The 26,718-nt window shown below is 69.8% G+C and carries 24 protein-coding genes and 1 pseudogene; 10 read left to right on the plus strand and 15 right to left on the minus strand.

Annotated features, from left to right (window positions below):
• Positions 1 to 84: 84 nt before the first annotated feature.
• Positions 85 to 714, minus strand: a complete 630-nt coding sequence (locus ACF1B9_RS07685) for a ScbR family autoregulator-binding transcription factor (protein WP_391739628.1) — start codon at positions 712 to 714, stop codon at positions 85 to 87.
• A 574-nt stretch (positions 715 to 1,288) separates the two neighbouring features.
• Here ACF1B9_RS07685 and ACF1B9_RS07690 point away from each other — a divergent pair.
• Entirely contained in the window at positions 1,289 to 1,984 is a 696-nt protein-coding gene (locus tag ACF1B9_RS07690; RefSeq protein ID WP_391739629.1) for an HAD family hydrolase, read from the plus strand.
• Positions 1,985 to 2,129: 145 nt separating this feature from the next.
• Here the strand turns inward: ACF1B9_RS07690 and ACF1B9_RS07695 are convergent, their stop codons facing one another.
• The 5 genes from ACF1B9_RS07695 to ACF1B9_RS07715 form a co-directional block, all read right to left on the minus strand.
• Positions 2,130 to 3,551: a hypothetical protein gene (locus tag ACF1B9_RS07695; protein ID WP_391739630.1), complete on the minus strand. Its 1,422-nt coding sequence runs from the start codon at positions 3,549 to 3,551 to the stop codon at positions 2,130 to 2,132.
• 357 nt (positions 3,552 to 3,908) lie between these two features.
• Positions 3,909 to 5,153 carry a cytochrome P450 gene (locus ACF1B9_RS07700; RefSeq protein ID WP_391739631.1) on the minus strand — a complete coding sequence of 415 codons (1,245 nt, stop codon included), beginning with the start codon at positions 5,151 to 5,153 and terminating at the stop codon, positions 3,909 to 3,911.
• Positions 5,150 to 6,103: an amidohydrolase family protein gene (locus ACF1B9_RS07705; RefSeq protein ID WP_376285120.1), complete on the minus strand. Its 954-nt coding sequence runs from the start codon at positions 6,101 to 6,103 to the stop codon at positions 5,150 to 5,152. The genes ACF1B9_RS07700 and ACF1B9_RS07705 overlap by 4 nt, the downstream gene beginning before the upstream one ends.
• Entirely contained in the window at positions 6,100 to 6,987 is an 888-nt protein-coding gene (locus ACF1B9_RS07710; RefSeq protein WP_391739632.1) for an NAD(P)-dependent oxidoreductase, read from the minus strand. Before ACF1B9_RS07710 ends, ACF1B9_RS07705 begins: the two co-directional genes overlap by 4 nt.
• Entirely contained in the window at positions 6,984 to 7,322 is a 339-nt protein-coding gene (locus ACF1B9_RS07715; protein ID WP_376222165.1) for an antibiotic biosynthesis monooxygenase family protein, read from the minus strand. Before ACF1B9_RS07715 ends, ACF1B9_RS07710 begins: the two co-directional genes overlap by 4 nt.
• 483 nt (positions 7,323 to 7,805) lie before the next feature.
• On the opposite strand from ACF1B9_RS07715, the pseudogene ACF1B9_RS07720 reads away from it, so the two are divergent.
• A pseudogene (locus tag ACF1B9_RS07720) lies at positions 7,806 to 8,141 on the plus strand (aminoglycoside O-phosphotransferase APH(3'')-Ia); the annotation flags it as partial.
• Between the two features lie 102 nt (positions 8,142 to 8,243).
• Here ACF1B9_RS07720 and ACF1B9_RS07725 read toward each other — a convergent pair.
• The 3 genes from ACF1B9_RS07725 to ACF1B9_RS07735 form a co-directional block, all read right to left on the minus strand.
• A complete protein-coding gene (locus ACF1B9_RS07725; protein WP_391739633.1) occupies positions 8,244 to 9,575 on the minus strand; it encodes an MFS transporter in 1,332 nt (443 codons plus the stop codon).
• A 117-nt stretch (positions 9,576 to 9,692) separates the two neighbouring features.
• A complete protein-coding gene (locus tag ACF1B9_RS07730; RefSeq protein ID WP_391739634.1) occupies positions 9,693 to 11,042 on the minus strand; it encodes a 2-oxo acid dehydrogenase subunit E2 in 1,350 nt (449 codons plus the stop codon).
• Between the two features lie 37 nt (positions 11,043 to 11,079).
• The gene (locus ACF1B9_RS07735) at positions 11,080 to 13,278 is read right to left on the minus strand and encodes a thiamine pyrophosphate-dependent enzyme (RefSeq protein ID WP_391739635.1); all 2,199 of its coding nucleotides are present in this window, start codon (positions 13,276 to 13,278) and stop codon (positions 11,080 to 11,082) included.
• Between the two features lie 138 nt (positions 13,279 to 13,416).
• Between ACF1B9_RS07735 and ACF1B9_RS07740 the strand changes: the two genes are divergently transcribed.
• Genes ACF1B9_RS07740 through ACF1B9_RS07755 form a run of 4 tightly spaced genes read left to right on the plus strand, consistent with a single transcriptional unit; the run spans position 13,417 to position 16,367 of the window.
• Positions 13,417 to 13,971, plus strand: coding sequence for a VOC family protein (locus ACF1B9_RS07740; protein WP_376276002.1), 555 nt, complete (start codon positions 13,417 to 13,419; stop codon positions 13,969 to 13,971).
• Positions 13,972 to 14,005: 34 nt separating this feature from the next.
• Positions 14,006 to 14,773 (plus strand): GntR family transcriptional regulator, encoded by a 768-nt coding sequence (locus ACF1B9_RS07745; RefSeq protein WP_391739636.1) that lies wholly within the window; start codon positions 14,006 to 14,008, stop codon positions 14,771 to 14,773.
• Positions 14,730 to 15,512, plus strand: coding sequence for an SDR family NAD(P)-dependent oxidoreductase (locus ACF1B9_RS07750; protein WP_391739637.1), 783 nt, complete (start codon positions 14,730 to 14,732; stop codon positions 15,510 to 15,512). The genes ACF1B9_RS07745 and ACF1B9_RS07750 overlap by 44 nt, the downstream gene beginning before the upstream one ends.
• Positions 15,513 to 15,563: 51 nt before the next feature.
• Entirely contained in the window at positions 15,564 to 16,367 is an 804-nt protein-coding gene (locus ACF1B9_RS07755; protein ID WP_391739638.1) for an SDR family NAD(P)-dependent oxidoreductase, read from the plus strand.
• A 174-nt stretch (positions 16,368 to 16,541) separates the two neighbouring features.
• On the opposite strand, the gene ACF1B9_RS07760 is transcribed toward ACF1B9_RS07755, so the two are convergent.
• The 4 genes from ACF1B9_RS07760 to ACF1B9_RS07775 form a co-directional block, all read right to left on the minus strand.
• On the minus strand, positions 16,542 to 16,892 hold the full coding sequence (locus ACF1B9_RS07760) for a zf-HC2 domain-containing protein (protein WP_391739639.1): 351 nt from the start codon (positions 16,890 to 16,892) through the stop codon (positions 16,542 to 16,544).
• A gap of 125 nt (positions 16,893 to 17,017) precedes the next feature.
• Positions 17,018 to 17,221, minus strand: a complete 204-nt coding sequence (locus ACF1B9_RS07765) for a hypothetical protein (protein WP_391739640.1) — start codon at positions 17,219 to 17,221, stop codon at positions 17,018 to 17,020.
• A 147-nt stretch (positions 17,222 to 17,368) separates the two neighbouring features.
• Positions 17,369 to 18,064: a response regulator gene (locus tag ACF1B9_RS07770; RefSeq protein ID WP_391739641.1), complete on the minus strand. Its 696-nt coding sequence runs from the start codon at positions 18,062 to 18,064 to the stop codon at positions 17,369 to 17,371.
• The gene (locus ACF1B9_RS07775) at positions 18,036 to 19,208 is read right to left on the minus strand and encodes a sensor histidine kinase (RefSeq protein WP_391739642.1); all 1,173 of its coding nucleotides are present in this window, start codon (positions 19,206 to 19,208) and stop codon (positions 18,036 to 18,038) included. Before ACF1B9_RS07775 ends, ACF1B9_RS07770 begins: the two co-directional genes overlap by 29 nt.
• A gap of 647 nt (positions 19,209 to 19,855) precedes the next feature.
• Between ACF1B9_RS07775 and ACF1B9_RS07780 the strand changes: the two genes are divergently transcribed.
• On the plus strand, positions 19,856 to 21,412 hold the full coding sequence (locus tag ACF1B9_RS07780) for a hypothetical protein (protein WP_391739643.1): 1,557 nt from the start codon (positions 19,856 to 19,858) through the stop codon (positions 21,410 to 21,412).
• A 151-nt stretch (positions 21,413 to 21,563) separates the two neighbouring features.
• Here ACF1B9_RS07780 and ACF1B9_RS07785 read toward each other — a convergent pair whose 3' ends face one another.
• Together ACF1B9_RS07785 and ACF1B9_RS07790 are read right to left on the minus strand one after the other, a co-directional pair.
• On the minus strand, positions 21,564 to 22,337 hold the full coding sequence (locus tag ACF1B9_RS07785; protein ID WP_391739644.1) for a response regulator transcription factor: 774 nt from the start codon (positions 22,335 to 22,337) through the stop codon (positions 21,564 to 21,566).
• Positions 22,338 to 22,368: 31 nt separating this feature from the next.
• Positions 22,369 to 24,072, minus strand: coding sequence for an amidohydrolase (locus tag ACF1B9_RS07790; RefSeq protein WP_391739645.1), 1,704 nt, complete (start codon positions 24,070 to 24,072; stop codon positions 22,369 to 22,371).
• A 233-nt stretch (positions 24,073 to 24,305) separates the two neighbouring features.
• Here ACF1B9_RS07790 and ACF1B9_RS07795 point away from each other — a divergent pair, with 233 nt between their 5' ends.
• From ACF1B9_RS07795 to ACF1B9_RS07805, 3 genes are all read left to right on the plus strand, one after another.
• Entirely contained in the window at positions 24,306 to 24,533 is a 228-nt protein-coding gene (locus tag ACF1B9_RS07795; protein WP_391739646.1) for a hypothetical protein, read from the plus strand.
• 407 nt (positions 24,534 to 24,940) lie between these two features.
• A complete protein-coding gene (locus tag ACF1B9_RS07800; RefSeq protein WP_391739647.1) occupies positions 24,941 to 25,645 on the plus strand; it encodes a histone protein in 705 nt (234 codons plus the stop codon).
• Positions 25,646 to 25,651: 6 nt separating this feature from the next.
• The gene (locus tag ACF1B9_RS07805; protein ID WP_391739648.1) at positions 25,652 to 26,614 is read left to right on the plus strand and encodes an SRPBCC family protein; all 963 of its coding nucleotides are present in this window, start codon (positions 25,652 to 25,654) and stop codon (positions 26,612 to 26,614) included.
• Positions 26,615 to 26,718 lie beyond the last annotated feature (104 nt).

The raw sequence follows: 26,718 nt of genomic DNA on the forward strand, positions 1-26,718 counted from the left end.
GGCGGCCGACCAACCGCTGTCCGCGTCGGCGACATGCGACCTCTCGGCAGCGGCCGAAGACTGTGCGGGAAGCGCCGTTCGCCGTCACTCGGGGCAGCGCGCCCGCGCCCGTGCGATCAGGGCGGCAGGGTCCGGGCGCGCCTGCAGCGCGTGCAGAACGAGAAGCCACCACTGGTGCAGCCGGGCCGCGAGCACCCGCTCCCCCGCCACCTCGTCGGTGAGGCTGTACAGGCCGAAGAAGGCGCACACGAGTGTCGTGGCAGTGCTCGACGGCTCGACGCCCTCGGCGAGTTCCCCCTTGACGCGGGCATCGGCGAGCAGCCTTGTGACGGCCCCGGCCCAGGTGGCGAAAGGTGCGGGCACAGCCGCGTCGATGCTGTGGCGTTCGGCCCACAGTCGGGCACCGGCGCGGGCTATGACGTCCTCGCGCAGAGCTCTGGCGACTTCGAAGCTCAGGGTGACGAGCTTCTCCAGCGGCGGGACTTCCGGGGCCGCGTAGTGCCCGGCCAACTGCGGCCATGCGGCGAACTGTTCACGAACGACGGCGAGGGCGAGCTTCTCCTTGCTGGAGTAGTGGAAGTAGATGGCTCCGCTGGTCTTCCCCGAACGGCCGCTTATGTCATTGATACTGGTGCCCACATACCCCTGTTCGAGAAAGAGCTGCGCCGCGGCTTCCAACAGGGACCTCCGGGTAGCTCGCGCCCTGTCCTGCACGTATGTTCCACCTTCGATAACGTGCGCCGTTCATGCGACGCAAGGGAGTGCCACACCCGCGCACTCACGGCCCCACACCGTCGGTCACGGAATTCTTATTATTCTTCGACCGTGCGTACATGTGAGTGACATCAGGGAAGTCCGCCTCCCTGCGCAGGCTCATTTCTGCACCACTCCGCCACCATATGAGGCCATAGAGGGCAATTAAGCCGAGCTGCGCAAGTAACGAGCGAATTGTCCGCATTTCTGGGGTGCCATAGAGTCCCCGCAGGCCTTGCCGCGCCTCGCACCCACTCCGTGACCGGCCTGCCCCAAAACACTCGAAATGGTGATTGCGCACGTCTTCTCCGTGAAATTAACGTAATCAGCACGATGTTTTCGGGCTCGCTCCACAGGGCGGACGGCGCTCTGGGCAGCGGGCCCCACGGAGGCGAATGGACCGCCTTCGCACGCGGTCATCGATTTCCCCTCGACATCCACGTCCCAGCAGTCGAGCGCGTCTCTCCCGCAGTCCGACATCTCTTTGATCCCCCGGAAGACCGGGGTCGGCGCACTCTCCGAGAACGGCAGAGAAATGACAGCTGATCGCATCCTCAACTGGTCCCCGGCCGCCATCGTCTTCGATTGCGACGGAACTCTGATGGACACCGAACGCCACTGGCAGGACGCCCGTATTCGCGCCTTCCGGGAATTCGGCCTCAAGCCTCCGGCCGGTTTCACGGAGCGAGCGAAGGGAGTGCACTACACCGAGTGCGGAAGCCTCATGGCCCGGGAGACCGGGAAGCCTGAGCTCACGGAGTCCCTGACCGATTCACTGCTCCGACATTTCATGGCGCTGGTCGCCGCGGACCCCGTCACCATGCCGGGCGCGACGGCTCTGGTCCGGCTGGCAGCCTGTCACCTGCCGCTCGCGGTGGCCAGCAACTGCCCACTGGACGTGGTGGAATCCTGCCTGCGACGGGCCTCGCTGCTGGATCGCTTCGACCACATCGTCGTCGCGGGCGACGCATTACGGCCCAAGCCCCATCCGGATGTCTACGCCGCCGCGGCGGACCTCTGCGGCGTGCGCCCTCAGGACGCACTGGCGGTGGAGGACTCGGTCACCGGTATCGAGTCGGCGCGAAGGGCCGGCCTGCGTGTACTGGGTGTCGGCCCACGCCCTGCCTGCGAAGGACAGGACCGGGCCGACCTGTGGGTCGACGCCCTGAGCGACCCCGGGTTGATGGCCTGGGCCCATGCTCGGATCGTGGAGGCCGAGCCCCGCGCGTGAAGCCGTGCGCACGTGCCGTCGGGCACGGGCAGCCGACTCCCCGGGGACGGCACGCCCGGCCCGTACTCGGCTCGCGCCCCGCCCCGATTCGCGAACCGGGGCGGGGTCCCGCCCGCCGGCACATCCAACGCCTTGTCGGGGCCCCTCAGGCTCCCCGCTTCTCCCGCCGTACCTCCTCGGTCAGCTCGTCCACCCTGCCCAGAGCAACGGCCTGCGCGTCGATCTCGGCCCAGGCCCGCATCGAGACGCGATAGGGGACCGGACGGTTGGACGCGCGGGACTGCGCTTCGGCCTGGGCCTTGAGACGTGCGTGCTCGGTGGCGTAGACCGGTCCCGCCTCCGGGACCGAGCACGACAGGTTTCCGCTCGATGTACTGCCGGTGAAGCGGACGACGGTCGGCGCACTGGTGCACCTGCCCGCCGGCTTGCCGTTGACGGTCACGGTCGCGGTCAGAACGGCGGTGACCTTGCCGACGACGACGTGCGCCCCCTTCTTCTGGGGAGTCATCTCTCCGGTGAACCCCTCCCGGACGGAGCAACCGGAGGCGCCGCAGTTCAACGAGCCACCGGTCTTGAGCGTGAAGTCGACGCTTTCGTCGACCGCGTCGCCGAGCCTGCGGATGTACTCCTCCAGCAGATCGAACATCGCCTCGGACTTCGCACCGGTGACCGGCTCCAGCTCCATGCCCTCGGAGTCGCCCTCCTTCAGCGGGCCCTGGGTGACCTCGGGGAGCACGGGCTGCTCGCCCTGTTCGGTGGCTTCCCGGATCCGCTTGGACAGATCGTGGAAGTCGTAGGGTTCCAGGCGCAGCACCCGGTAGGGCGGATTCTTGGTGACGACCAGGCTGCCGACGGAGGTGTCGGCCCGCAGCGCCGGCACCCCGTGCACGGTCAGGGGTGGTGAGTCCGGGTCGTCCGCGCGGGGGAAGTGGTCGACGTCGTCCAGGGCGCGGGCGAGGTAGGCGGCCAACTCCTTGGGGGAGATGTACTGCTGGAGCGCCTCGTCAAGGGTGGCCGTGCCACCGATCGGATTGACAGCCCACCGGCCCGGTCCGTCCTGCGCGTCCTTCGGCAGGCTGTCCTTCTCGTAGTCGTGAGCCTTCTTCCACCGGGTGTACGTCTTTCCGTCGATCCTGAGGACGTCCTTCTCCAGGTTCTTCAGGCGGTCGCCGTATCCCGTACTGCCGAACTTCTTGCCGGACGCGGTCACCGTGACGTCCCTCACCGTGACGCCGGCGATCGCCGTGTCCTTGTAATGCAGCCCTTTGGCGACCGCGAGACTTGCCACCGCTTTGTCGAACGGCTTGCGATCGCCCTTCGTCGCCGTCTTGTCCTCGGAGCCGCCGAACAGCCAGACCGCCAGGCCCACGAGCAGACCCAGTACAACGGCTCCGACGACGCCGATCACAAGGGCTCGGTTTCGTCGCGACGGCTGTGGTGTCCCGTTCGCGGCTCCGGGATCCTGCGTCGGCGGCGCATCCGGCGGGCCCGGCATCTCCGGCGAGCCGGATGTCTCCTTCGTGTCCGTCGTCTCGTGGATCTCGTGCGTCGGTTCCGGTTCTGTCACGGCTCCCCCTCGCCAACTTGCGGGCACCACTTCATGAGTACCCGTGGAGTAGTTGACGAAGCGTCAGAGCAGTTCGGATCCCTCAGTGTTCGAGGGCAGGAACATGCGCGCGATACGAACCCGAGCAGGACGGCACGATCCGGCGATCAGCCGCCTTGTGCGACTGACCAGCCTTGTTTCAGAACGAGTTGGGGCAAGCCACCGTGAACGCCCACCCGCTCGACGGCCAGACTTCGACCGACGTCCGACGAGACGTGGGACAGCCGTCCGGGAGACGGACGCGTTCGTGCGGTGGTCGACCGTGCCGTGCGCGAACGCGCGGCGGACGAACGCATGCCGGTCCCTTCCGGCTGCCGGTCACGGCATGGCGGGCTCAAGCACGACAGGCAGCTCCGCGAGGCCTCGGAAGGCCGGGAACGGGACCTCCATCCAGGGCGCCTCACGCGCGGGGTCCGCCAGAGCGGCCCTCGGGAACCGGCCGAACAGGCCCGTGAGAGCGAGTTGCGTCTCCAGTCTGGCCAGCGGCGCTCCCAGGCAGTAGTGGATGCCGTGGCCGAACCCCAGATGGGCGCTCTGCGGGTTCTCGGGGCGCGTCACGTCGAAGGCGTCCGGCGCGTCGAACTTCCGCGGGTCGCGGTTGGCCGAGCTGAGCGCGATCTGCACCAGGGAGCCCTTCGGAATCCAGGTCCCGGCGATCTGTACATCCTCGGTCGCGAAACGGAACGTCGCGCTCTCCACCGAACCGTCGTAGCGCAGCAGTTCCTCCACCGCCGGTCCGATCAGCTCCGGGTTCCGCTGCACGGCGCGGAGCTGCTCGGGGTGGGTGAGCAGATGGTGGACGCCGTTCCCGATGAGGTAGGCGGTCGTCTTGTGCCCCGCGAACATCAGCAGGAACGCTGTCGAGATCAGTTCCTGCTCGGTGAGGCCGCCGTTCTCGTCCCGGGCCTCGACGAGCGCGCTGAGCAGGTCCTCCCCGGGACGGCCGCGCTTGCGCGCGAGGAGATCCGCGAAGTACGCGTGCAGGCCCTCCTCCGCCATCTGCTGGGCCTGCTTGGCCTCCTTGCCGAACCCTGTCTGCGCCACCGTGGTGGACAGGCGTTGCAGCTCCGGCCGTTCTTCCTGCGGCACACCGAGCAGTTCGCAGATCACGATGATCGGCAGCGGGAACGCGAACGCGGGCAGCAGGTCGACGGGTTCACGGGCGGGGCAGCCGTCCAGCAGCGTCTCGACGACGTCCTGGACCCGCGGGCGCAACGACTCCACGCGGCGGGGGGTGAACGTGGAGCCGACGAACTTGCGCAGCCGGGTGTGCTTGGGCGGGTCGGAGTTGAGCATGTGGTCGTCCAGCGCCACGGACGAGTCACCGAAGATCCTTCGGTAGGCGTCCATGGCCCCGTACATGTCCTTGCTCAGCCGCGGATCCGACAGGGCCGCACGCGCGTCCTCGTACCGCGTGATCAGGTACGTGTCGATGCCGTGCGGCGGCCGCATGGGGCAGACGGGCGCCGTGTCCCTGAGGTCGGCGTAGACCGGATGCGGGTTCCGTCGGAACTCGGGGGTGCACCGCTCGGCTGCGGCGACCGGATCGTCCACAGTGGTCACGGTCGGCTCCTGAGGTCGAAGAGGGCCTCGGCGTTGCCACCGAGGATGCGCTGCTGGGACGCCTTGTCGACGGGCAGCTTCTCGATCATGCGCAGGAGCTCCTCCAGCGGTACGGACATCGGCGGCGAGTCCGTGCCGAACAGCATCCGCTCCGGCCCCAGCACCTCCGCGTTGAGGCCCAGATGCGCCGGGCTGAACGTGCTGGTGTCGACGTACATGCGCTGCAGCGCCCCGCCCGGGTCCGCCGCCGGGGCGTCGGGCTGCGTCGATGGCGCGCCGGCGCCCCAGTGCCTGGGACGCGCCGCCGTCTGCAGGCGTTCCGGCAGCAGCGCCATCGCGCCGCCTCCTGTGGCACCGATCAGGCGCAGGCCGGGATATTTGTCCAGCCACCCCGCGAACGCGATCATGGCCATGCCCATGGTGACGTCCCCGAACCGACCGATCTGTTCGACGAAGCCGAAGTCGTCGACCCGGTCCGTGCCGATCGGTTCGGCCGGAGCGTGTACCAGGACCGGCACTCCCGTCTCGGCGGCCAGCGCGAAGAAGGAGTCGGCGCGCGGAGAGCCGAGCAGTTCGCCGTGGACGCTGGAGGTGGTGATCAGGCCGACGAACGCGGGGTCCTCCAGCGTCTCCCGGACTCCTTCCAGGTGGTCGTCGTCACCGAACGGGTTGGCGTACACGTACCCGCGCAGCTGGTCCGGGAAGGAGGCGATCAGGCCCGACATCCAGCTGTGGAAGCCCCGGAGCCGGTCTCGTGGTTGCGCGTAGTTGTCGACGCCCGGGACGCGCGCCATGGCACCGGCGCCGACCGGACTGCCGATGATGGTGAGGTCGATACCGGCTCGGGCGCGGGCGGCGAGCATTCCGTCGACGTCGGTGAGGCTGGGCGGCATGGGAAAGCGCCGTGCGGCATCCGGCGGGGACAGGTGTCCATGGATGTCGATGATCATGTGTGTGTTCCCTGGTTCGATGCGAGTGCGTGGACGACGGCGACACAGTCCTCGTCTCCGTGTCCCTGGTCGGCGGCGCGGACGTGGGTCTGCGCGGCTGCGGCGACGAGTGGAAGCCGCAGTCCGGCCGCGGCGGCCTGGTCCGCGGCGAGCAGGAGGTCCTTGGCCATCAGGCTCAGCCGGAAGTCGGGCTCGTCGAAGCGCCCGGCTGCCAGACGCTTGGACTTGAACGCCATGACGGGCGAGGCGAATCCGCTGCCCGCGATCGTGCTGAGGACGAGCTTCCGGTCGAGCCCGGTGACGGCCGCCAACTCGACCGCCTCGGCCAGGGCCTGTACCTCGATCCCCATCAGCAGGTTGAGGAGCAGCTTCATCCGCATGCCGGAACCGAGTTCGCCGAGGTGGACGACCTCCTTGCCCAGCAGTTCGAGCAACGGCCGCCCTGCGGTGAAGACCCGCTCCTCGCCTCCGACGAACAGCCGCAGATCACCGCTGCGGGCGTGCTCCCGGTTGCCCAGCATGCCGACGTCCAGAACGGAGTCGATCTTGCTGGTGAGACGGACGACCTCCTCCGGTGCGACCGTGCTGGCGCAGACCAGGGCGCCTGGGTACGGGCTGCCGGTCAGGATCCCGTCCGGTCCGTGCAGTACGGCGGCGAGGGCTTCGCCGTCGGTCACGGTGCAGATGGCCGCGCTCGTGCCCTCGACGGCCTCGGCCGGATGCGTCGCGGCGACGGCGCCGGCGCGGGCGAGCGGCTCCGTCCGCTCCGCGGTGCGGTTCCAGACCCGGACCTCGACACCCTGGTCGAGAAGCCGGGTGGCCAGCCCGGTGCCCATCGTGCCGAGGCCAAGAACGGCGACGGGGCCGGTGACGGGATGCGTCATGACTTCACCCCCACGGTCTCCTGAATGACCCGGTACCGCAGCGACTGGGTCTGATCGACCCAGGCCCGCAGCGGGGCCAGCAATGCGCGGTGATCCTCGCCCTGTTGCCAGGCGAAGAAGTGCTCGGGCGTCTCCCACTCGCTGGTGATCACCCACTGCCGGGAGTCGTCGAGGGGTTCTCCCAGCCGGTCGATGATGTGCCCGGGGACGCTGGCGACGGATTTCCGTATGCGTTCGTACGCGTCGAGGAATCCTTGCTCACCGCCCTCGATCACGTGGACCGTGTACACGACGGACAGTTGGTCGGCCGAGCGGCCGTTCTGCTCAGGGCGCATGTCTCCTCCTGGAAGACGGGATCCGGCGGATCACGACTTCCACAGATTCATGGCTCCCGTGTCCGGGCAACTCCGAGGTGGGGACGGAACCAATGGGGACAAGGGACTTCGCTGGCCCGGTCGGGTGAGGTCCGTCGGGTCCGCCCGGAGACGGTCCCGATGCCTCAACGCCACATCGGCGCGGAGCGGATGCGCCGGGGCCGCACCGTCCATTGCGGCGAACGGGGCGAAGGGTCCCGTGCCGCTCCACGCGTGTCCGGACCACGGGTGCCGCGAGCACCGTCGGACCGAGGCCGTCGACGCGCGGTACCGGCCGAAGCGGTCCGACGGAGAGAGCCGAGCGAGCGGACCGTCATCGGTGGGCGGCCTCGTGGGCGTCGGCCCCGTACCGGTGGCGGCACAGGCCGCCGGCGGGAACGGGGCCGAAGCCGTCCGGTTCCCGGGCCGGTGAACCCCTGCGGTCACAGCACTGGAGTGACCGCCATGCGCGATCACCCCGGATCCCGGACCGTTTCACCGGTGCTGCTGGGCGCGGGTGGTGGTGACGGCGACTGGCTGCCCGTCACGGCGGGCGAGTCGGGGGCCGCCGTCTTCCGGAGCGCGGACGGCACCCGCTACGCCAAGTGCGTAGCCGCCGCGGGGGCGGCCGATCTGAGGGCCGAGCGCGACCGGATCGCCTGGCTGACCGGCCAGCGCGTCCCCGGGCCACAGGTGCTCGACTGGCACTCCGGCGATGCGGGCGCCTGCCTGGTGTCCGCTACCGTCTCGGGCGTGCCCGCCGACCGGGTGTCCGCCGCGGACCTGCGCGATTCCTGGGGAACGCATCGCGGCCGCGGAGCGTGTGCGGGACGGCTCACGGCCTCGGTGGAAGCCGTCCCGCACACACTCCCTCTCGCTCCCGGTCGTGTCCCGCGCCCTCCCTCAGCTCTTCAGGGAGAAGCGCAGCCGAGTGGCCGCCAGCGCGCCGAGCGCGAGCAGGACGACGGACACCCACAGACCGGACAGATGGTTGCCGGTGGCGTCCTCGGCGTAGCCCATGATGTACGGGCCGACGAAGCCGCCGGTGATGCCGATGGTGTTGAGGAGTGCCAGGCCGCCCGCGAGGGTCTTGCCCGCGAGTCGGGTGGCGGGGAAGTTGAACAGCAGCGGCTGGACGACGAAGAACGCCAGGCCGGTGAAGCAAAAGCCGAGCAGGGCGACCACCGGGCCGGCGACGGCGGCGACGACGAGGCCGGTGAACATCATCAGCAGGCCGACCACCACGAAGTTGCGGGAACGCCGGGGCGTGGTCGCGCGCGGCGGCACCAGTACGGCGCCCACCGCCGCGGTGAGCCAGGGCAGGCCGGTCAGCAGGCCGATGGTGAAGGGCGAGAGATGGCCCCAGCCGCCGATGATGCCGGGCAGGAAGTAGACGACGGAGTACAGGGCGACCTGGTGCGTCCAGTTGGCGAAGATGGCCAGCAGCATCTGCTTGTCGCGCAGCACGGTCAGCAGGGAGCCGGAGCCGTTGCCGGCCGCCTCGGCGCCCTCCTTCTGCTCGCGGGTGACGGCCTCCTCGACCAACCGGGCCTCCTCCGGCGTCAACCAGGGTGCCTTGGCCGGTCCGTCGGGCAGGAACCGGTAGACGGCGAACGCCAGGAAGATGCAGGGAACCCCCTCGATGAGGAACATCCACTGCCAGCCGTGCCAGCCGCCGATCCCGTCCATCTCCATGAGCAGCCCGCCCAGCGGGTTGCCGATGACGCTGGCGATGGAGGCGCCGAGCAGGAGCAGCCCGATGGCCCTGCCGCGGATCTCGGAGCGGAACCAGTACGTGAAGTAGAGCAGGATGCCCGGCAGCAGCCCGGCCTCGGCCGCACCGAGCAGGAGCCGCATGGCGTAGAAGGACTTCTCGCCCTGGACGAAGACCATGCAGGCCGAGGTGATGCCCCAGGTCAGCATGATCCGGGTGATCCACCAACGGGCCCCCACGCGGTACATGATCAGGTTGCTGGGCACCTCGGAGGCCGCGTAGGTGAGGAAGAACAGCCCCGCGCCCAGCCCGTAGGCCGCGGCGGAGATGCCGAGGTCGACCTCCAGGCGTTCCTTGGCCAGGCCGATGTTGGTCCGGTCCAGGAACGCCATGATGTAGGCGGCGAGCAGCAGCGGCATCAGCCGCCGCAGATTACGGCGGTCCAGTTCGCCGAGCGCGTCGAGCGGGGCTTCGGGTGGTGTGGCCGCGCCGGGGGCGCGGGAACCGCGGATCAAAGACATCGGGGTCCTCATGGAGTGCTCTGGCAGCCGTCGGACGCGGGCTGCGGCCGAGGGAGGGGGCGGGGTCGGACGGCCCACGACGGTGACGTCGCGGGCCGCCCGACCGCCGGGGTGGGTTCAGACGACGAGCCGGACCGGGTTCTCCACGGCCTCGGTGAAGGCCGCGAGCCAGTGCGCTGCCACGGCGCCGTCCACCGGACGGTGGTCCACGGACAGGACCACACCGAGAACCTTGGCCACGGTGACCGCGCCGTCGCGGACCACCGCCTCGTCGCGTGCGGCGCCGACGGCCAGGATCGCGGCCTGCGGCGGGTTGATGATGGCGGCGAACTCCTCGACCCCGTGCATGCCGAGGTTCGAGAGGGTGATGGAGCCGCCTTCGAGGTCGGCGGGCCGCAGCGTTCCGGAGCGCGCCTGCTCCGCGAACCCGCGAGTCCGGGTGGCGATCGCCGACACCGACAGGTTCTCGACACCGCGCAGGACCGGGGTCACCAGGCCCTTGTCGGTGGCGACGGCGACCGAGACGTCGACCGTGCCGAACCTGCGGACGGCATCCGGTCGCCACACCGCGTTCATCTCCGGCACCTGCGTGTGTGCCGTGGCGACGGCCTTGATCAGCAGGTCGTTGACCGAGACCTTGACCGGGCTGACGGCGTTGAGCCGCTGCCGCAGCGCGAGCAGTTCGTCCACGGCGCAGGTCGCCCGGAGATAGAAGTGCGGGGTGTGCTGCTTGCTCTCGGTCAGGCGCCTGGCGATGGCCCGGCGCATCCGGCTGTGCGGGATGTCCTCGTGGTCGCCGGTCTCCGCCGGGGCGGAGGTCCGCGGTACGGGGACGGACGCCTGCGGCGCGGCGGCGGCCTCCCGGGGGGCCTGGCTCGGCACCGATTCCGGCATCCGGCGAGCCGTGACCGCGGCCTCGACGTCGCGCCGAACGATACGGCCACCGGGCCCGGTACCGGTGAGGACCGCGAGGTCCAGCCCCGCTTCCCGGGCCAGCCTGCGGGCCAACGGGCTGCTGAAGACGCGCCCGCCGCGATCCGGCCCGCCGTCGGCGGACGGAGAGGGGGAGGACGCCGGGAGTCCGGGAACCGGGGAACCCTGGGCCAGCGGGGGCTCCGTGACCGGCTGCTCCGGCACGTCCCGGCGCACCGCCTGCCGGGCGTCGCCGGGCGCGGTCACGCTGACGCCCAGTTCCGCCAGCAGTGCGTCGAGGTCACCGACCTGCTCGTCGGCGGCGCCGAGCACGGCGATCGGGTCGCCGACCTCGACCTCCGCGCCGGCCTCGTGGAGCGCCTTGAGCAGCACGCCGTCCCGCTCGGCGGCGACGTCCACCTCTGCCTTGTCCGTCTCGATGGACACCAGTGCGTCGTCCTTCACGAACGGCACGCCTTCCGCCACTTGCCAGGCGGACAGCACCGCCGTCGCCGCGTCGGCGGCCACGGCGGGCATTCGGAACAGTTCTGCCATGATCAACCCTCCTGGGTGTTCTGTCGTACGGGGAGGGTCAGCTCTCGGTGACCCGCTGGAGCGCGGCCACGACCTCTTCGCTCCGGGCGATGGCCGCCCGCTCCAGCACCTTGCTGATGCTGGGCGAGGACTCTCCGGCCCGGACGCGCTGGACGGGCTGGTCGAGCCAGTCGAAGTAGCGGCGCTGGATCTCGTCGGACAGCCAGCCGCCGTAGGAGGTTCCGACGGGGCCCTGCTCGGCGATGAGCACGTTGTTGGTCTTGCGGATGCTCGCGCCGAGGGTGTCCCAGTCGAGGCTGGCGCGGTCCAGCCAGCGCAGGTCGATGACCTCGGCGTCCAGGCCCAGTTGCTCGACGGCGTCCAGGACGTGGCCGGTCATCGCGAGGTACGTCACCACGGTGATCCGCGATCCGGTGCGGCGCACGGCCGCCTTGCCCACGGGCAGGCAGTAGTCGAAGTCGTCGACCGGACCCGGACCGACCGAGTTGTACAGGTCGGTGTGTTCCAGTACGACGACCGGGTCCTTGCACGTCAGCGCGCTGTTCATCAGGCCGACGTAGTCGAAGGGCGTGGACGGCGCGACGATCCGCCAGCCGGGGGCCGTGGCGAGGATGCCCGCCGGGTCCATGGAGTGCTGTGAGCCGTACCCCGTGCCCATGGCGACCTTGCTGCGCAGGACGAGCGGGACGCCGGAACCCTGTCCGTCGCCGCCGAACATGTGCCTGGCCTTGCCGATCTGGTTGAAGATCTGGTCGGCCGCGACCCACATGAAGTCGGCGTACATGAACTCCACCACCGGCTTGTACCGGCCGTCGAGCGCGATGCCACCGGCGAGTCCGGCGAAGGCGTTCTCGCTGATGGGGGTGCCCAGGACACGGTCCGGATGGGCTTCGGCCAGGCCCTTGGTCGCGCCGTTGGTACCGCCCTTGAGACGGTGCACGTCCTCGCCCATGACGACGACCGACGCGTCCTCGGCCATGCGGTGGCTCATCACCTCGGCCACGACGTCGATGAACTTCCGTTGCTCCAGGCGTCCTTGGAAGGCATCCGACCCGGTGCCGATGTCGGCGAGGCGTACTCCGTCGAACTCGCTGAGGTCTCCCCGTACGCCGACGTCACGGAAGGACGGGTCGGGCCACTCGGCGGGCCTGATGCGGCGGGTGCCCGGCTTCCCGTCGGGGTCGGGCTCCAGCAGTTCGTCACCGATGGCGGCCATGACGGCCTTGGCGCGCGCGGTGCACTCCTCGATCTCGTCGGCGCTCAGGACGCCGTTCTCGACGAGCTGCCGGGAGACGAGGGCGAGCGGATCGCGGGCCCGCCACTCCTTCTCCTCGTCCTTGGTGCGGTAGCCGAACGCGCTGCCGGGGAACGGGCCGTTCTGGTGGAAGTAGCGGTAGACCTCGGCCTCGACGATGGTGGGACCGTGGCCGGCACGCATGTGGTCCACGGCCTCGGTCATGGCCAGGTACACGGCCAGCGGGTCCATGCCGTCCACGCGCCAGCTGGGAATGTTGAAGCCCAGACCGCGCGCCGAGAGGCGCGGCTCGGCCGTCGCCTCGTCCACGTGGGTGGAGACGGCGTACTTGTTGTTCTCGATGAAGAAGCAGACCGGCAGCTTCCAGGCCGCGGCGAGGTTCATCGTCTCCAGCACCGAGCCGATGTTGACCGCGCCGTCCCCGAAGTAGCTGACGGAGACGGCGTCGGTGCCCGCCTGCCGAGCCGACCAGGCGAACCCGGCCGCCTGCGGCACGCCGCCGCCGACGATCGCGTTGGTGCCCATGGCCCCGGCCTCACGCCACTGCAGGTGCATGGATCCGCCTCGCCCCCGGCAGAAGCCCCGGGCCAGGCCGCAGATCTCGGCCAGGCCGCGCAGCAGAACGGTGCGCACCTCCCCGTCGACCGGCCGGCGCAGATCGATACCGCCGGGCGCGACATAGCCCAGCGCCTTGGCCAGGAACTGATGGTGTCCGCGGTGCGAGCCGCCGACGAAGTCCGAGGCGGTCAGCGGGAGCACGGAGCCGACGGCGCCGCCCTCCTGGCCGATGCTGGAGTGCGCCGGCCCGTGCACCAGCCCCTGGCCCGCGAGGTCGAGGACGTACTCCTCGAAGGTCCTGATCAGCAGGGTCTGGGTGAACATCGAGGTCAGCAGCCGCGGATCCGCGCCGTGCCAGTCCTTCTTGGTCGCCGTCACCTCGGTCCAGGGTGCGGCGGGGGCCAGTTTCCGGTGTGTGGGCATGAGCACTCTCCTGTGTGATTCGGTGAGCACTGTCGCAGTGAATGGATCCATAACCAATACCTCGTTACCGGAACGTTACGTTCAGATTTCATGAGTAGCCATTGACTGCGGCAGATATGGCGTCGCACTGTGAGAGACATGGCGGATAGATGGATCCATTCAGCATCTGATCGGGAACACGGGCTTCCCGGTCTGGCCGGTGTCGAGCACATCGGCTTCACCGTTCCCGACCTTGAGGAGGCGACCCGCTTCTTCGTCGAGGTGATCGGCTGCGAGCACGTCTACTCGCTCGGCCCGTTCCGCTCCGACGGCACCTGGATGAGCGACCACCTCGACGTCCACCCGCGCGCCGTCATGCGCGAGCTGCGCTTCTTCCGCTGCGCGGGCGGTCCGAACTTCGAGATCTTCGAGTACGAAGCCCCCGGCCAGGAGACACGACCGCCGCGCAACAGTGACGTCGGAGGCCACCATCTCGCCTTCTACGTCACCGACCTCGACGCTGCCGTGGCACATCTGCGGCGACACGGCGTGCGGATCCTCGGCGAGCCCACGGCCAGCTCGGGTCCGAGCGAGGGGCAGCGGTGGGTCTACTTCCTCACCCCCTGGGGGATGCAGTTGGAGCTGGTCTCCTACCCCGGTGGCAAGCGGTACGAAGCCGACTCACCGGTACTGCTGTGGCAGCCTTCCGTCTGAAACACGCTGTCGATCCGCCGCACCAGGGAGAGCCATGTCACGGAAGCCGACCACCGGATCCACCACGTCCGCATCCGGCGTGCCCGGATCCGACGGGGCCGGATCCAGCGCCGCCGCAGTCGCCAGCCAGCGCGTCGCGGACCATCTGCGTGCCGCCATCCTGAGCGGCGAACTGCGCCCCGGCGCACGGATCATGCAGGAGCAGGTCGCCGCACAACTCGGCGCCAGCCGGCTGCCGGTACGCGAGGCCCTGCGGATACTGGCGGCCGAGGGCCTGACGGTCGTGAAGTCCAACAGCGGCGCCTGGGTGTCCAGGATGGACATGGCGGAGTGCGAGGGCGTCTACAAGATCCGTGAGCGTCTGGAACCGCTCGCGCTCAGCGAGAGCATTCCGCATCTGTCCGCGGAACAGGTCACCGAACTGGAGACGATCGCGCGGCAGATCGAGCTCACCACCGACGTGGACCGGTTCCTGACCCTCGACCGCCGTCTGCATCTGCTCACCTACGCCGGATGCCGTGTCGCCCAGATCACCACCATGGTCGACCGTTTCTGGAACACCACCCAGCACTACCGGCGCGCCTTCGCCCGGCTCGCGGGCGACAGCGGCTGGGAGCTGATCCATGCCGAACACCGCCTGATCATCGAGGCGATCAAACGGGCCGACACCGTCGACGCCGAACGTTTTCTCACCGGCCACATCCGCCGTACGCGGCTGGAACTGGCCCAACATCCCGAACTGTTCACCGAGGACGACCATGACACCGACCGCACAGCAGACACAGCAGGCTCCGGGGGCTGACGCCCGCCCCTTCGAGGGCCGGACCCTCCTCCTCTCGGGCGCGGGCGGCGGCATCGCCCGCGAGGTGGCCCGCCAGTTCCACGCCGCCGGCGCCCATCTGGTGCTCGGCGACCTGGACGCCGGAGCGCTGGAGGAGTTCGCCGCGACGCTCGACCCCACCGGTACGACCGTGATCCCGCGCGCCCTGGACGCGGCCTCGCCGGAGAGCAACAACGCGTTCGTCGCCGCCGCGGTCGAGGCGTTCGGCTCGGTCGACTTCCTCGTGCCCGCGGCCGGGATCTATCCGGAGCAGGCAGTCGCCGACATGACCGACGAGCAGTGGAACGCTGTCATCTCGGTCAACCTCAACGGCGTCTTCTACCTGACCCGCGCCGTCCTGCCCCACCTGAACGAGGGCGGCAGCATCGTCAATCTGACCTCCATGGCCGGTCACCGCGGCAGCGTCCGGCACGCGCACTACGCGGCGACCAAGGGCGCGCTGCTCGCCTTCTCCCGCAGCCTCGTCTGGGAACTCGGCTCCCGGGCACGGATCAACATGGTCTCGCCCGGCATCATCGAGACCTCCATGACCCGCGACTACGTCGCCACCCGCGGCGACACCGCTCTCTCCACCACTCCCCTGGGCCGTCTGGGCAGGCCGGAGGAGGTGGCCTCCGTCGTCGCCTTCCTGTGCTCACCGGCGGCGAGCTTCGTGCAGGGCGAGGTCATCCATGTCAACGGCGGCATGCACATGGCCTGAGCACGTACGAGAACACCGGTGGAGAAGGCGGAAGAAGGAGCGGAACGGAACATGACGACCGAAACGGCGATCTACCCCGACCTGCGCGGCAGGTCCGTGTGCGTCACCGGAGCCGCGCGGGGCCTGGGCCTGGCGATGGCCGACGCCTTCGTGCGCGCCGGATGCCACGTACTGCTGCTCGACATCGACGGCGACGAACTGGACCGGGTGCGGCCCGTACTGGCAGCGCGCCACCCCGACCAGGTGATCATGAAGGCCACGGCCCCGGTGAGCGACCAGGACGCCGTGACGGCGGCACTCACCGGCTTCACCGCCCGGACAGGAACGCTGTCCGTCATGATCGGCAACGCCGGCGTGTCCGCCAACGCGCCCTCCCTCGACCTCGAACTGGACCGCTGGAACACCGCGTTGGACGTCAATCTCACCGGCGTCTTCGTCTGCGCGCGCGCCGCCGCCCGCATCATGCGCGAGGGCGACGGAGGTGTCGTCCTCACCACCTCGTCGATGTACGGGGTGACCGCCGGGCCCGAACGCGCGGCGTACTGTGCGACCAAGGCCGCCGTCGCCGCTCTCACCAAGGTCCTGGCCGTCGAGTGGGCCCCGTTCGGGATACGCGTCAACGCACTGGCGCCCGGATACGTCGAGACCGACCTGGTGACCCGGCTCTCCGCCGCCGGGCGGCTGGACACGGAGGCGCTGCGCCGCCGCACTCCTCGTGGGCGCCTCGGCCGCCCGGAGGACATCGCGCATCTTGCCCTCTTCCTCGCCTCCGGCGTGTCCGCGAACATCACGGGCCAGGTGCTGGTCAGCGACGGCGGCTGGACGGCCGACGGCTATGCGGTGGCGCCGGGCTGAAGGTGCCCGGCGGGGAGGCTTCAGCGGCGGCCGCGCGCAGGGCCCGCGGTCCCGCACCGGCTGCAGCACGTCCCTCGGGCTCGACGAAGAGGTCCGGGCACCGCTTCCGGGGCGGTGGCACCGCTCCGGAAGCGGTGCCCGGACCGCCCCCCGCGCTCGTCGACGCCTTCCTCGTCAGCTTCGGACGCCGATCCCCGCGGTCCTGCTGACCCATTGGGAGAGGGTGAGCTGCGTGGCCCCGCTCGTACGGACCGGACCGCGCCGGCAGGGTGCCACACGGTGGTGTTCCGTCCGGCCGTCCTCGCACGCCGCCTGCTGCCGGCCGGTGCTGTCGGCGAGGGCCTGGCGGAGCAGGAACAGATGTGCGGGCACGGCTTCGCTGCAGTCGTACCCGGCCCGGCACGTGGAGCAGGTCGCCAGGTGAGCTCCCACCGCGATCGCTTCGTCGGCCGCCGGGACGGGGATGTCGTGTTCTTCGGCCGGTCGTTCACTGGTCTTACGGCCGTTCCTGGTTGCAGTAAGCATGAGAGGGTCCTTCCTGTGCCGAGGTGCCGAGAGTTCGGGGGGGGGCGCCGAGGTGCCGGTAGTAGCGCGGGCATCGCGGCCGTGGGGCCGGTCGTGAGAGTGGCGACTGCCGCTTCTGTCCCCTCTCAGGGTTCAGACGTCGCGTCGCACGAGAAGCTGGGCACCGATGCCGGGGAGGGCGGTCGCGTGCGTGGCGAGGAGTCGCCGGCGTGTCCGCGACGGGCCGTGGCCGCCGTGGCGGCGAGCAGAGCGACCAGCACACGGGGAGCGGTGTGCGGGCCGATGGATGCGGCGCCGTATCGCTTGGTCGTGCAGTGGGCTTCGATCATGGCGAAACCTCCGTTCGCCCTCTCACCTTCGCCCAGGAACGGCCCCTCGCACATCGTCCCCCCGCAGCGATTCCCACCTACCACGACTGCGGTATCCGGTACTCGTTCCTACGACCTCGACCCGCACCCGCCTGCCCGCGCGGTCGCTCACACGGATGCCTGTGAGGGCCCTGATTCCGGCGCCGGACTGACCAGGCCGCACTGATAGGCGATGACGACGAGCTGGGCCCGGTCGCGCGCCGACAGCTTGGTCATGGCCCGGTTGACATGGGTCTTGGCGGTCAGAGGGCTTACGAACAAATGTTCTGCAATCTCGTCGTTCGACAGTCCCAGCGCCGCCAGCGCCACGACATCGCGTTCCCGCCGCGTCAGGCACTCAAGCCGCTCGTGCACATCCGCCGCGCACGGGTCCGGTTGCGCGAGGAAGCGATTGATCAGCGCACGCGTCGCCGCCGGGGACAGCAAGGCCTCACCGAGGGCGATCGTACGGACGGCTTCGAGAAGCTCCTCGGGCCGGGCCCCCTTGCCGAGAAAGCCGCTCGCACCGGCGCGCAGGGCCTCGGCAACATGCTCGTCGTCCTCGAAGGTGGTCAGGATGAGCACCTTCACCCCGGTGAGGTCCTCGGACTCGCTGATGAGCCGTGTGGCGTCGAGACCGTCCATCTCCGGCATGCGGATGTCCATCAGGACCACATCGGGGCGCTCCGCACGCGCCAGCTCCAACGCCTCCCGCCCATTGGACGCCTCCCCCACCGTCTCCATGTCGTCCGTGGAGTCGAACAGCATCCGGAACGTGCCCCGCAACAGGGCCTGGTCATCCGCAAGCAGTACGCGAATCGTCATGCCCGTCCCTCCTCGGCGGTTTGCCCATGACCAGGCCGGGACGGAGCGGCAGTTCGGCCATCACGGTGAAGCCTCCCTCCGGGCGCACTCCCGCGAACAGCCGGCCCCCGACCGTGGAGGCGCGTTCGCGCATCCCGATCAGCCCGTGGCCGGTCCCCGGACGGGCATGGTTCCCCCCGGTTCGTCCGTCGTTCTCGACGGTGATCGTCAGCTGCTCGGGGCGGTAGTGCAGGACCAGCCGGGCGTGGTCGGCCCCGGCATGCTTGTGCACATTCGTCAGGGCCTCCTGCACGATGCGGTACGCGGCCAGGTCCACCGCCGGGGCCAGCGGTTCGACGACACCGCGTCGGACATGGCTCACGACCAGACCTGCGCGTTCGAACGATGCCAGGAGCGCCGGTATGCGGGCGAGCCCCGGCATCGGATCACGCGGCGCGACCGGCTCGCCGGACTGCCGCAGCAGCCCCACGGTCACCCGCAGTTCGTCCAGCGCGGACCGGCTGGTGTCCCGGATGTCTTCCAGCGCGGCCAGGATCTGTTCCGGCCGTCGTTCCACCAGATGGACGGCCACGCCCGCCTGAGCGTTGATCAGGGCGATGTGGTGCGCGACGATGTCGTGCAGCTCGCGCGCGATGCGTACCCGCTCCGCCGCCACTCGCTGCTGCGCCTCCTGTTCACGCGTGCGCTCCGCGTGTTCCGCCCTCTCCTCCACGGCCGCCACATAGGCGCGCCGTGAGCGCACCCCGTCCCCCACGGCAGCCGGCAGAGCCGTCCACGCCAGCATCGCCGCGTTGTCGGGGGCCAGCCACGAGTGCGGATCGCGCAGCACGGCGGTGCCCACCAGAACAGCGGCCGAGACCGATGCCGCCGTCCAGGTGGCACGCCGGTCGGTCAGCGCGGCCACGGTGTAGACCGAGACCAGGACCGGACTGATCACCAGCGGACTGTCCCGGAATCCGAGCACCTGAAAGGCCACCCCGCAGCCAACCGCGACGGCCAGTACGCCAACAGGGTGACGGCGCCGCCACACCAGCGCGGAGCAACCGACACCGGCCAGCACCACGGCCGGCCAGCGCAAGGAGAACTCGCGCGCATGCGGTACAACCGAGGAGGCCACGACCGAGAGCACGAACAGCACAGTCACGCCCAGTGCGTCCTTGACACCGCTCCGGGCCCGCGTCCCGCGCCTCCAACCGCTGATCACCGCCATGCCACCACCGTAGGGTGGACGACCGCATCGGGCATCGTGTCGCACGGCCCACGGGCCTCGGCGTCCGACGTCCGCCGGCCTGTTCGGGAGACGGCCCCGCCCGGTGCCCGTCGTCCGGCCCCGCATCCCAGGGGCGCCCCAGGGGTGCAGGATCGGGAGTGCTGGTGCTGCGCTCCGTTCGGATCGGCCACGACCGCGAGTCCGGCGACCGGGCCCCGCCACGGCGGCCGTCAATCCGACGATCACCGAAACGGGTGGCGTCGCAGCATCGGAGTTGACGCCCGTCGACAAGGACGTCGCCACCTGGTTCGGGCCGAAACAGCCGTGTGACCGAGCTGCTGCGCACCCGTGACCGCACTTCCGGGGGCGGCAGCCCGATGCGGCGGGAGCCGCACGCCGAGGCGCGCGGGGTGAGCTGCGGAGTCACATCCGTCGGCAACCGCTCACTCACCGGTCCCGGTGAGCAGGGCGAGTTCACCGGTCTTCGGGCCGCACGGCCGCGTACGGTGGGCCCGCGGCCGTGCCCGTCCGTCGTCATGGCACGGTGCAGGAGGCGTGGACGCGGCAGAGGAGGAAGACGGATGACGGAGACCACAGTGAGCCAACTGGACGAGCGGGTACTGGGACGCAGGTGGACGGTGCGTCTGGACGCTGCCGGCCGTGGCAGTGCGGCAGTGCGCGTCTCGTGCAGCCGTCCCTCCTGTGCCGTGCAGCGTCTGCCGTCCGCGGCCGCCGGCCGTGCGGCTGCGGTCGCGCACCTCACAGCTCATCTTCGGGCCGCCCCGACGCCTCGGGTCGATGTGTACTGCGCCTGCAGGGCCGAGGGCTGTCACGCGCATGTCCGTCCCGACGACCGGCATGAGCGTGCCGAGCCCTGGCGGTGCGGCGGGGCGGTGGTCCTGGCGGTGGTCACCGACCGGGAAGGGCGCTGGTGGCGGGCCATGGAGTGCTGTTCACGCTGCGCGGCCGCCGCACCCGGCGCGAAGATCGTCGCCACCGCCCCGACCCCGGACACGACCGCCACCGCCCCGTCGGCCGGTGTCCGAGCCGCTGCCGGCCGCCCGTCGGCCGCACCTGGCGGCAACCCGCAGTTCTCCCACCGTTCCTCGGCCGCGGCCGGTTCGCGGGAGGTGCCCACTCCCCGCTCCGCGCCGGCGCGGAGCCGTCCCCGACACGGGAAGATCGCGCAGCGGATCATCCCGTACGACCTGCGGCCCGTTGCCCTGCGCGACGAGCTCATCGAGCTCGGCGATCTCTTCCGCGCCTACCAGCAGCGCACCGAACCCGACCTGGCGCAGCTCGCCGAGCTCCACACGCGCAAGGCGCGCGCCTTCACCACCTGGGCCGAGGTCACCGGCGACACGCGCCTGAGACTGGACGCCCAACGCGCCGAGCAGGCCGCCACCGCCGCCCGCCTCCAGCACCAGCAGCGCACCGGCCGCAGTGCGGACAGCACCCAGCCGGCGGTGACCCGCCTGCTGACGGGGCCCGCACAGTGGGAGCACGCACGGTCCGTCCTCGCGCACGTCACCGGCCACACCCCGCTGCCCGGCCCGGAAGCACGCCTGCTGGTGATGATGCTGACCCTGCGCACCGCGCACACCGGCAGCGGAAACCTCGTCGGCCAGGACCTCACCTCGCTGGGCCTGACCGATCCTGAGGAGCTGGTTGGGCAGCTGACCGACTGCGGATGGCTGGGCATCCCCGGCACCGCCGGGGATGTGCTCGCCTCCCGGCCGGAGAGCCCCACTCCCGTCACCGTCCCTTCCCTCATGCCCCACCCGGACAATCCCGGCCCGTTCACGTTCGGCAAGAAGATGCGACCCAAGCTCAGCGGTTGGGCCCAGAAGGTCGTCTCCGACAAGAAGCTCCGCAAGACCCGGGCCACACCCGGCACCCGGCTGCTCGCGCTGATGCTGGCGACCCGAACCAGCGCCGACGGACGACTCGGCCCCTGCGGCCAAGGCGTCGGCCTGGAATCTCTCGCCTCCTGGTGCGCCGTTGGTCCCGGCGAGCTGGAGCACCTGGTGGACCAGCTGACCCGAGCGGACTGGCTCACCGAAGCCGTCACCACCGATACCCACCTCACCGGCCGGCTGACCGAACGCGTCCTCCCCCTCACCTGCCCCCTCCCCTAGCCTGACCGGCCCAGGACCGGTCGGGGCCGGCGCCGCCATTCCGCGATCTGCGCTGGGCTGTCGGCCACCGGCCCGCGGCCCGAATCCCCACTGATCGACGGGGAATTCTTGTGCTGGTCCCCGCGAAGCGGGCCGTCCTCGCGCGCTCGCGTCAGTGGGAGGGCTCGACTCCCCAGGCGGCGGCCCGGGCGGCGGCGGCTGCACGGTTGGGGAGGTCGAGCTTGGCGAGGATGTGCTCGATGTGGGTCCCCACGGTGCGCGGCGTGATGTACAGCCGCTCGGCGATCTCCCGGTTGGTACGGCCGGCGGTCAGTTCGGCCAGCACCTGGAGTTCCCGTGGCGAGAGTCCGCCGGGCCGCCACGCGACCGGGCGTCTCACGTTTGCGGCGATCTTCTCGGGTGGCAGGCCCGCGTGGGGGTCGACGGCTGCGGCGAGGGCCTCGGTGAGCAGGGTGACCACGGCGCGCGCCGGGTCGGGCGTGCGCCGCGGCCGGCGGGTGCTGACGTTCAGCATGCCGACGTACCGGCCGTCGGCGGCGAAGAGGCACTGGGCCACGCCGTCCTCGATACCGAGGGGGCACAGCACCTCCTGGAAGCCCGGGGATGCTGCCAGGAGGTGCCCGGGGACGTCCCTGAGCCAGAGACCGCCTCGGGCCGGGCTGCGGAGCACGGGGAACACCGGGTCGTGGTGGAGGCAGGTCTCGATGTAGGCCGTGGCGTCGTCCGGGTAGCTCCCGGCCAGGGTGGTGTGGCGCCGGCGCAGCGGATCCCACCGGGCCAGCGAGGCGTGGTCGTACTCCATGACTTCCGACAGCGCCGTCAGGACCGTGTCGACGCCCGTCGCGCCGCTCGTGGCGCTCCTGGCGGCCTCACGGACACGGACGGCCGCGTCCAGGATGTCCGCCCTGCTCCGCTCCGCTGCCATCCCCCAAGGATGATCATGTGCCTGGAATACGTCAATCGCGAAGGGTGTCGTGCACGACCTGCCCGTCCACGACGGTGAGGACGACGGGCATCTCCGGTATGTCGTGGGGGTCGGCGGTGAGCAGGTCCCCGTCGAGCACGCAGAGGTCGGCGGCCTTGCCGGGCTCCAGGGAGCCCTTCCAGTCCTCGGCGAAGTCCTGCCAGGCCGCGTCGATCGTGTACGTACGGATCGCCTCGGCCAGGACGATGCGCTGCTCGGGGCCGCTGACCCGGCCGGCGGCCTTCGACTCGCGCAGCAGCATGGTGGCGAGGCCCTGGCGCCAGTCCGGGTACGTGACGGGGGCGTCGGACCCGCTCGCGACCCGCACGCCGGCGTCGATGGCATCGCGGTAGGGCCATGCGTAGGCGGCCCGTTCGGCACCGACGAACTCCTCCTCCATGTCGGCGACGGTCCACTTGATGGTGGGGTTCATGTTGACGCCGAAGCCGTGTGCGGCCAGCACCTTCATACTGTGCGCGGTGAGGAAGTCACCGTGGATGACGTAGTGACGGGCGTCGGGCCGCGGGTGCTCGGCCATGGCCGTGGCGAAGGCATCCGCGACGGTGTCGATGGCTCGGTCGCCGGTGACGTGGACGCCCAACTGGTGCCCGGCGGCGTGGGCATGCCGGATCATGGCGCCGATCTCGTCGATCCGCTCGGCGTCGGTCTCACCGCCGACGCACAGGGAGCCGCAGCCACCGCCGACGTACGGCTCGTGCATCCAGGCCGTCTTGTTGGGGACGATGCCGTCGGCGAAGACCTTGACCCCGTGGATCGCCAGGCGGCGCGGATCTGCGTCGCCGGAGTCACCGAGGGCGGTGAGTGTGCGGGCGAACTCCTCGGCGGTGCTCGCCATTCCGGTGGGCAGGAGCAGGACGCCGACGCGGGCGGTCAGTTCGCCGTCGGCCAGCAGCCGGCGATAGACGTCGAGGGTCTCCGCGCCGAGCGCTCCCCGCATGATGCCGTCGCCGCCAGGGCCGAGCCCGGGCTCGGTGTAGCTGGTCACGCCGAGCCCGGCGAGCGTGGCGAGGGCCGACCTGATCGCGTCGGTCCGCTCCTGCCGGCTGAGCGGAGGCAGCGCGTTCTGGACGAGGGCCTGGGCCCCCTCGTGGAGCAGCCCGGTCGGCTTTCCGGCCTCGTCCACGACGATGGCCCCGCCGGGCGGCGCTACGGTGTGCCGGTCGATCCCGATGAGCTCCAGCGCCTTGGAATTGACCCAGGTGGCGTGCCCGGAGAAGGAGTAGAGGACGACGGGGTGGTCCGGGCTCACGGCGTCGAGGTCGCGCCGCGAGGGCAGCCGCGACGGATCGGCGACGCACTCGTCGAGGTAACCGGCGTCCCAGCCGTGCCCCGTGATCCACTGCCCGCCCGGAACCCGCCCGACGGCCTCCCGTACCGCCTCGGCCACGTCCGCGAGAGAGGACACGGCGGGATGACCGAGCTCGACGGAGAGCGGCGGTGTCGCCATGCCGAAGGCGCACCCGTGCAGATGGGAATCGTTGATGCCGGGAAGCAGCGTCGCCCCCCGCAGGTCGACGACGCGGGTACCGGGTCCGACGAGCGGCGAGACGTCGTCCCGCCCACCGACGGCACTGATGATCCCACCGGTCACCGCCAGGGCCGAGGCGACGGAGAACTCCGCATCGACCGTGACCACCCGCCCACCGAAAAACACCAGATCCGCATACGTGGCCACAGAATTTCCTTTCAAAAAGCGGGCGCAGCACGGCTACCCGCGAACAATTTCCCGAGGACTATGACCGCGCCCCCGCTCTGCGCACATCGGTCATCCCACCGATACGGACTCGCGCAGAGGCAGGCTGACGGCCGGCCCCCGGCGCAAGCAGATGCGGCACGACCACGCCTTGTACGCACCACCCCGACCGAAGTCACCGGGGCGATGCCAGTCGGCGAGCACTTGCCGCCCGAATGCCGGCGGGCGAGCTGACGCCACGCGAGCTGACCTGCCGGATCCATCAGCGCTTCGGGCACGAGTTGCCGCTGGTCGAGCGGCTCGCCGAGCTGGGCGACGACTACGACATCCTCGAACACGGCGACAGAGCACCGGCACAGGTCGACGCCGATGTCACGACCGAAGCTCTTCGGCTTGCACACCATCCCCGTGTTCCACCCGAACCTGCGGATACACCGACCTGAAGCAGACCGGTGGACCCGTGAATTCAGGCCGAACGACTTTCGGATTCCCTGAACCCACAGGGATCCAGGCCCCGGACTTCCGACTCCGGCATCAGGGGACGAATAACCGGCGAGTAGGACCGTCGACCGGCACCGTTGGCGGTCGCCCGGCACCGTTGGCGGTCGCCCGTAGGCATCTGCACTGATCAGTCACTGCGCCGCCGCGTCCGTGAAGGCGGCCGCGCTACGGCGACAGCGCATCGCCCGGCTTCGAGCCCCATACCAGCGACTGGGCTCACCATGGCCACGACAGGGTCATGGCGTGCTCAAGATGCACAGTTCCCGGCAGCAATCACCCTGGAGATAGAGGGAGAACAACGCCGCCGTATTGCGGCCCGTTCCGACGCCCATGAGAGGGTGACCCGCCCATGACTGAGGGAAACAGGTTGTTGCTCGCCGTAGCACTGGTCGGCGGCTACGTGCTGGGACGTACGAAAAAGGGCCGACTCGCTCTCACAGTGGCGTCGTACGTCGCCGGGCGTCAATTCGGGCTCGAACCGCGGCAACTCGTGAATCAAGGGGTACGCAAACTCGGAGAGATACCTCAGGTCACGGAGCTGGGTGATCAGCTGCGCGGGGAAGTGATGGCGGCCGGCCGTGAGGCCATGGCGGCTACCGCCGACCGTCGTCTCGCGGCACTCGCGGATTCACTCCGTGAACGAACTCTCCAGCTCGAAAGCGGCAGAGAGAAGGCTGAGGGGGAAGAAGAGGAAGAGCCGGAAGAAGAGTACGAGGAGGAACCGGAAGAGGAGTATGAGCAGGAGGAACCTGAGGAGGAGCACAAGGAACGGCCGCGCTCTCGCGCTTCCCGGACCGCTGCGGAGCGGAAGACGAGGAGTCGAGCCTCGGAGAAGTCGACCTCCGCCCGAACGGCCAGCCAGGGAGAAAGCGTCACGGACAACGCGCGTGAGCAGGAACCGACGAAGAAGCATGCGCGTGCCAAGAAGTCCGCAACCGAGAAGACTGCCGCCAAAAAGCCCCCAGCCAAAAAGGCTGCCCCAAGGAAGAAGGCACCTTCCGCTGCGAAGAAGAGCGCAAAGAAAACCTCACCGCACACCGAGAACCTGAGGTGACCAGTCATGGCACAGCGACAACAGGAGAAAGTGGAATCGGGAGTCGATCGGCTGCGCGACGAAGCCGCGGACTTTCTGACGGCCTGGGTCGGAAACCTGGCCGAGAAGGCGGGCGACAAGCTGATCGATGTGACGGACCAGCTCACCGACGTCGCGGACAAGGGCGGATCGCTCTCCGGAATAGGAGCGAACCTCCTCGGCGGCGATTCTCCCGTCAAATCCGTGCTTTCCGGGACGGCGAAGAACGTCAAGGACAATGTCCTGCAGAAGGCCAAGAGTGTTCTCGGCGGCGGTAAGGGTCGCAAATCAGGCGACCAGAAGGTCACCAACATCATCGAGGTGATCGACGTCGGGGTTCCTCTGCGCGCGGCCTACGACCACTGGACGCACTACGAGAAGTTCAGCAGCTTCACCAAGGGCGTACGCGATGTCTCGCCGGCCGACGAGACGAAAAGCGACTGGAAGGCCAAGGTGGGTCCTTCGACCCGGAGTTGGAAAGCGACCGTCCAGGAGCAGGTGCCCGACGAACGCATCGTCTGGACCTCCGAGGGAGCAAAAGGTTCGACGCGAGGCGCGGTGAGCTTCCATGAGCTGACCCCCGGTCTGACCCGCATCGTGCTGGTCGTCGAGTACTACGCCTCGGGACTGTTCGAGAAGACCGGAAATCTCTGGCGTGCTCAAGGCCGGAGGCTGCGACTGGATCTCAAGCACTTCCAGCGCTACGTCACACTCACTGACGAGGAACCGAAGGGCTGGCGCGGCGAGATTCGCGACGGCGAAGTCGTACGGACCCACGAAGAGGCCCTTGAGGACGAGGACGAAGAAGAAGGCGAGGCAAGGGAAGAGGAGGAAGAAGAGGAAGACGAGGAGTATGACCGGGAGGAGGACGATTCCGACGAGGCGGAGGGTGAAGGTGATGACGACGCTGATGACGTCGAATGGGAGGAGGACGAAGAAGAAGAGGGGTGAGGCGCTGTGCCGGCGGGCTGCGGTTCGCGGCGGACTTTGAGATGCCGAAGTTTGCGCGAGTGGACGTAGCGTCAAGTCCGAGAGCCAGTACGTCGCAACGAGCA

It is taken from the genome of Streptomyces sp. NPDC014727, from assembly GCF_043083485.1.
Classification (GTDB): domain Bacteria; phylum Actinomycetota; class Actinomycetes; order Streptomycetales; family Streptomycetaceae; genus Streptomyces.

Bases quoted from the DNA above. Each gene is read 5' to 3' on its own strand.
- ACF1B9_RS07705 (WP_376285120.1), bottom strand. From the start codon at position 6,103: ATGATCATCGACATCCATGGACACCTGTCCCCGCCGGATGCCGCACGG.
- ACF1B9_RS07795 (WP_391739646.1), top strand. From the start codon at position 24,306: ATGCCGGCGGGCGAGCTGACGCCACGCGAGCTGACCTGCCGGATCCAT.
- ACF1B9_RS07740 (WP_376276002.1), top strand. From the start codon at position 13,417: ATGGCGGATAGATGGATCCATTCAGCATCTGATCGGGAACACGGGCTT.
- ACF1B9_RS07765 (WP_391739640.1), bottom strand. From the start codon at position 17,221: ATGATCGAAGCCCACTGCACGACCAAGCGATACGGCGCCGCATCCATC.
- ACF1B9_RS07710 (WP_391739632.1), bottom strand. From the start codon at position 6,987: ATGACGCATCCCGTCACCGGCCCCGTCGCCGTTCTTGGCCTCGGCACG.
- ACF1B9_RS07735 (WP_391739635.1), bottom strand. From the start codon at position 13,278: ATGCCCACACACCGGAAACTGGCCCCCGCCGCACCCTGGACCGAGGTG.
- ACF1B9_RS07745 (WP_391739636.1), top strand. From the start codon at position 14,006: ATGTCACGGAAGCCGACCACCGGATCCACCACGTCCGCATCCGGCGTG.
- ACF1B9_RS07755 (WP_391739638.1), top strand. From the start codon at position 15,564: ATGACGACCGAAACGGCGATCTACCCCGACCTGCGCGGCAGGTCCGTG.
- ACF1B9_RS07730 (WP_391739634.1), bottom strand. From the start codon at position 11,042: ATGGCAGAACTGTTCCGAATGCCCGCCGTGGCCGCCGACGCGGCGACG.
- ACF1B9_RS07800 (WP_391739647.1), top strand. From the start codon at position 24,941: ATGACTGAGGGAAACAGGTTGTTGCTCGCCGTAGCACTGGTCGGCGGC.
- ACF1B9_RS07725 (WP_391739633.1), bottom strand. From the start codon at position 9,575: ATGTCTTTGATCCGCGGTTCCCGCGCCCCCGGCGCGGCCACACCACCC.
- ACF1B9_RS07690 (WP_391739629.1), top strand. From the start codon at position 1,289: ATGACAGCTGATCGCATCCTCAACTGGTCCCCGGCCGCCATCGTCTTC.
- ACF1B9_RS07785 (WP_391739644.1), bottom strand. From the start codon at position 22,337: ATGGCAGCGGAGCGGAGCAGGGCGGACATCCTGGACGCGGCCGTCCGT.
- ACF1B9_RS07715 (WP_376222165.1), bottom strand. From the start codon at position 7,322: ATGCGCCCTGAGCAGAACGGCCGCTCGGCCGACCAACTGTCCGTCGTG.
- ACF1B9_RS07805 (WP_391739648.1), top strand. From the start codon at position 25,652: ATGGCACAGCGACAACAGGAGAAAGTGGAATCGGGAGTCGATCGGCTG.
- ACF1B9_RS07750 (WP_391739637.1), top strand. From the start codon at position 14,730: ATGACACCGACCGCACAGCAGACACAGCAGGCTCCGGGGGCTGACGCC.
- ACF1B9_RS07760 (WP_391739639.1), bottom strand. From the start codon at position 16,892: ATGCTTACTGCAACCAGGAACGGCCGTAAGACCAGTGAACGACCGGCC.
- ACF1B9_RS07780 (WP_391739643.1), top strand. From the start codon at position 19,856: ATGACGGAGACCACAGTGAGCCAACTGGACGAGCGGGTACTGGGACGC.
- ACF1B9_RS07770 (WP_391739641.1), bottom strand. From the start codon at position 18,064: ATGACGATTCGCGTACTGCTTGCGGATGACCAGGCCCTGTTGCGGGGC.